This window comes from Nitrospinota bacterium, assembly GCA_009873635.1.
Taxonomy (GTDB): domain Bacteria; phylum Nitrospinota; class Nitrospinia; order Nitrospinales; family VA-1; genus LS-NOB.
Map to the genome: position 1 here is coordinate 1 of WAHY01000009.1, position 3,644 is coordinate 3,644.

Consider the following 3,644-nt stretch of genomic DNA (forward strand, 5'->3'; position numbering starts at 1 on the left):
AAAAATGATCGGCTCTCAAAGTATTCTGTAGATATAAGTCCATCCTTGTTAAATTTTCTAATATATCCATCAATGAAAAACCATTTATCCACTGACCAGACTGCACTGGCAGCATCGATCCTTTGTTTGATTCCAAAGCCATCATCTGGCATCACAATGATCAGGCCATGAAGAGAAGACTTTTCAATGTCAAAAGTGTCAACGCTCCAGATTGAATTATCTTTCGCTTTAAGCCATAAATCATTCTTGGGAATTTTCCGGTAGCTTTGCTTATTTCGAATCTTATGAAGAAAAATATAATTCGTTTTTTGATTGGTTTTGGGGGCAACGTATTCGCTATTGGCCAGAGCGAGAAAAGCAATAACAACTGATGCGCCAATTATAGGAAAAGTTATTCCGGTCACACTGATACCGCATGCCTTCATTGCGGTGAACTCGTTTTGCCTTGCCAGCGAGGCGAGTGTGATGACAGTAGCCAAGAGTACAGCTTGCGGTGCCATATAACCACCAATGAAAGGTATTTTGTAGACATAGTAGGTAACGAGGTCAGTGATAGGAGAATTCTTGGCCATGAACTCATCCACCCGTTCAAAAAAATCAATGATCAAATAAATCCCTATCAAACCTGATACGGTAAGCAGGTAGACTTTTATAAACATGAGTAAAACGTATTTTTTTAAAATCATCATGGCCGGGTAGCCTTACTATTTAATTAAGCGCAGGTATTGCCTGTTTCAAAACATTACCCAAGGGTTCAAGGTCTGGTCGCGAGTCAATGGTATGCCGGACATATTGCAAAGTAGGAGGCAAATATTCCAGGTACCGTTCATTATCATGTTCCATGTATTGAAATGCAAAGGTGCCAATAGCCTTCAGGTTTCTTTGGATCGACATCAAATCAAAAATACTCAGGAAATGGGAACGGGAAACAGGTTCCCCCTCTTCATTCTCGATCAGTTCGAGGTAATAATTCAGCAGTTCAGTTCTGGTTTCTTCTTTCAGTACTACATAAGAGTCTTTTAGAAGGGAGGCAAGATCATATTGACGCGGTCCCATTCTGGCGTCCTGGAAATCAAGGAGCAGAAGGTTGTTATCCCGAATCATCAGGTTCCTTGAATGAAAATCCCGGTGAACGAAAAACTGTTTTTGCTCTGACAGGGGTTTGCATATAGTTAAAAGAGCCGTCCGAATTTTTGATGTTTCATCCTGTTTTAATCCGCGCTTCAGATACCCTTGAATATAATGTTTTATCATAAAGTCCATTTCCCACATCAGCTTTTCAACATCAAACTTCAATGTGTAGGCGGGGCAATAGGGTCGCATATTTTTGGTGACGCGAGTCTGCATGGTCACAATAAGCTCAATGGCCTTTTTGTACCAGAAAATGATTTCACCTGGGGAACGGCGGGCAATATCTTCCAGGTGAACATCTCCGCCATCTTCCAGGAAAATGAGACCGCGTTTGGCATCGTAATATAAAATTTCGGGAACCGGTATGCCCTGGTGAATCAGGAATTTTTGCATACGGTTGAAGTCCGGTTCCTTTTCACAATCAGGTTCCTTCAATTGCATGACAATGATCGATGACTCCTGCGAGTTTTGCAGAGTATAGTTAACCCGGAAATAGCTTCTGTCCGATGCATCTCCTTTAAGAGTGAAAAACTCAAAGCGTGAGACAGGTTTTTTGACGAGAGGTTCTAACCAGGATTTTAAATAAGCCCCGTCAAATCTACCCTTGGGTAAATCACCTTCATGGTTTGATTTTGCATTAAAAAATTCCATTTTTTAAAAAAACTATTTCCTTTATTGGGCATCTAATGTAGCATCCAGTTTTTTACTTAACCTGTACGGAGATTTACTGATGCCGAAACCAAGTTATCATATTTTAGTGTGTACCAACAGCCGGCCTCCGGGACATCCAAGGGGTTCCTGTGGAGAAAACGGTTCCAATGCCATATTTGAAAAAATTGCAATGGGTGTGGAACAAAAAGGGCTGTTTGGCAAATGCATGGTTGCTAATACCGGGTGTCTTGGCCCTTGTGGCGTGGGCCCTGTTGTTATTGTTTACCCCGATGGAGTCTGGTACCAGAAGGTTCAACCAGAAGATGTGGATGAAATTCTTGATTCGCACATTGCCCAGGGTAAAAAAGTTGACCGTCTGGAAGTCCCTGATGAACTCTGGGGATAACCCCACTGTAAAAGCTTTAATCTTTCAAAAGCTTTTAAAGACGATCAAACTTTTAATATTACAACCCTCTTTCCTTTTCGGGAAAGGGGGTTTTTTCGTCTCGAGCCAGTCTTTGCAACTGCGCCCATAATTCTTTCCGGCCTGTATGTTTTGTACTTGAATAGATAGTAAAATCCAGTGCGTTTTTTCCCATGAATGCGGATTTAATTATTTTAACCTGTTTGCTGCGTTCTGAGCTTGAAAGTTTATCGGCTTTTGTGATTACTAGAATATAGTTCCTGTCCAGGTCTTCGAGCCATTCTTTCAATGTCAAGTCCAGTTCAGTAGGTTTTCTCCTGATATCAACGATAAATATGACGGCAGTGAGATTTTCGCGCCGAGTCAGGTATTCATCTATCATAACTTTCCATTTTTTTTGCAAGGCCGGAGTAACCCGGGCAAACCCGTATCCGGGAAGGTCAACAAACATCATTGTGTCATTGATATTGAAGAAATTTATTTCCCGGGTTTTCCCGGGAGAAGAACTGACGCGCACCATTTTCTTGCGGTTGAGCAAAGATTTGATGAGGGAAGATTTGCCGACATTGGAACGGCCAACAAAAGCAAATTCAGGATACCCACCTTTTGGGTATTGCTTTGCTGAAACGGCCCCGACCATGAATTCTGCAGAGATTATTTTCATAGTCCGAATTTATTAATGACCAGTCCCGATAAAAGTTTGGGATAGAAAAAGGTGGCTTTTTGCGGTAGACGTACGCCATTTTCCGCCAAACGCCGCACATGTTCAATTAGAGTGGGATTCATGAAAAACGCCAGATCGTAATTTTCGTTATCAACCATTCCCATCGCTTCTTCGGAGTTTACCTTGTAAGAAACATATTGTTGTCCGGACTTTTCCCGGGTATCAATCTTCAGGAAGTGTCTCAAAAGGAGGGCGTGGAGTTGGGCTACATCAAGAACCTGCATATCTTCAGGTTCATTATCGTCTAAAAAGGGAAAAATATTTTTTACATCCTTCACTTTGAGGATATATGAATGGTCTTTCCCCATGTAAGCGCAGAAAGTTATCTGGGAATTCCCCATTTCCTTCAATTTTGTTTTTACTTCAGTTCCATTCATTGGGCCAGACCATTTGCTGATGTCAAAATATTCAGCAGCTTTCTCAAGGAAAGATTCGCGATCAAAAGGATCAGGGCTTTTCACAACACGATGAATCGGGAAGATGGACATAGAGTCCGAATCCAAATTTGTCAGGAACATCATAACGTGGGCGCTGTCTTCTACTTTGTCTTGATTTCTTTCCGCGAAGTCTAATGCTGTTTCATATCGGTGATGCCCATCTGCGATATATATTTTTTTATCCTGGATATTATCTGAAATTTGCCGGCAAACCGCTGGATTATTCAAACGCCAGATCCGATGGACTACGCTGCCATCATCAATGACTGAAAAGGGT

General features: G+C 41.6%; 4 protein-coding genes and 1 pseudogene (1 of these 5 running past the window's edge). 1 reads left to right on the forward strand and 4 read right to left on the reverse strand.

Annotated elements, in window-relative coordinates; genetic code table 11:
* Positions 1 to 689 (reverse strand): YjgP/YjgQ family permease (locus F3741_07000; GenBank protein ID MZG30543.1); only part of this gene is annotated, 689 nt, incomplete at its 3' end.
* Positions 690 to 708: 19 nt separating this feature from the next.
* Positions 709 to 1,782, reverse strand: coding sequence for a phosphotransferase (locus tag F3741_07005; GenBank protein MZG30544.1), 1,074 nt, complete (start codon positions 1,780 to 1,782; stop codon positions 709 to 711).
* 79 nt (positions 1,783 to 1,861) lie between these two features.
* Between F3741_07005 and F3741_07010 the strand changes: the two genes are divergently transcribed.
* Entirely contained in the window at positions 1,862 to 2,188 is a 327-nt protein-coding gene (locus tag F3741_07010) for a (2Fe-2S) ferredoxin domain-containing protein (protein ID MZG30545.1), read from the forward strand.
* Positions 2,189 to 2,246: 58 nt separating this feature from the next.
* Here F3741_07010 and F3741_07015 read toward each other — a convergent pair whose 3' ends face one another.
* Both F3741_07015 and F3741_07020 read right to left on the reverse strand, forming a co-directional pair.
* Positions 2,247 to 2,870 carry a YihA family ribosome biogenesis GTP-binding protein gene (locus F3741_07015; protein MZG30546.1) on the reverse strand — a complete coding sequence of 208 codons (624 nt, stop codon included), beginning with the start codon at positions 2,868 to 2,870 and terminating at the stop codon, positions 2,247 to 2,249.
* A pseudogene (locus F3741_07020) lies at positions 2,867 to 3,644 on the reverse strand (DUF1015 domain-containing protein); it runs 617 nt beyond the window's last position. Before F3741_07020 ends, F3741_07015 begins: the two are co-directional and overlap by 4 nt.

Bases quoted from the DNA above. Each gene is read 5' to 3' on its own strand.
- F3741_07015 (MZG30546.1), bottom strand. From the start codon at position 2,870: ATGAAAATAATCTCTGCAGAATTCATGGTCGGGGCCGTTTCAGCAAAG.
- F3741_07005 (MZG30544.1), bottom strand. From the start codon at position 1,782: ATGGAATTTTTTAATGCAAAATCAAACCATGAAGGTGATTTACCCAAG.
- F3741_07010 (MZG30545.1), top strand. From the start codon at position 1,862: ATGCCGAAACCAAGTTATCATATTTTAGTGTGTACCAACAGCCGGCCT.